The sequence below is a fragment of the Limosilactobacillus avium genome (assembly GCF_947381485.1).
Taxonomy (GTDB): Bacteria; Bacillota; Bacilli; order Lactobacillales; family Lactobacillaceae; genus Limosilactobacillus; species Limosilactobacillus avium.
In genome coordinates this window covers 1-474 of sequence record NZ_CANCWN010000099.1, presented here as the reverse complement: position 1 = coordinate 474, position 474 = coordinate 1, and the positions used below count along the sequence as shown (strand labels likewise).

At 46.0% G+C, this 474-nt stretch carries 1 protein-coding gene; it reads left to right on the top strand.

Annotation, left to right across the window (positions count from 1 at the left end; all coding sequences use genetic code 11):
* On the top strand, positions 1 to 474 hold a 474-nt coding region (locus tag QOS01_RS10460), incomplete at both ends, for an IS30 family transposase (RefSeq protein WP_283622277.1).

The following is a 474-nucleotide window of genomic DNA, read 5'->3' as shown; positions in this document are numbered from 1 at the left end:
TCATCACAGCCATGGCGGTCACGCTTTGCACAAGAAGCATCTTGGCAATTCCATTGAACAGCGTCCTAAGGAGGTTGAAGACAGAAAAGCTCCGCTGCACTGGGAAGGAGATCTGGTTAAAGGCGTCAGACGCAAGAATCAGCCTGCTTTAATGACTTTGACTGAAAGAACCACACGCTTTGAAGTAGTTATCAAGATTCCTGACTATCGGGCAAGCACATGCCAAAGGCTGCTTCAAAAGGAGATTGACAGACATCCTGCCTGGTTTAAATCAATCACGTTTGACAATGGCTCTGAGTTTGCGGATATGACCAAGATCAAGGGCTGCCAGATTTACTTTGCTCACCCATATTCTCCATGGGAAAGGGGCACCAATGAGAACTGCAATGGTCTTTTGCGTCAATTCTTCCCTAAGGGCAAGAGCATGAAAGACAAGTCAAAAGCTTATGTTCAACAGGCAACTGATGCCATTAA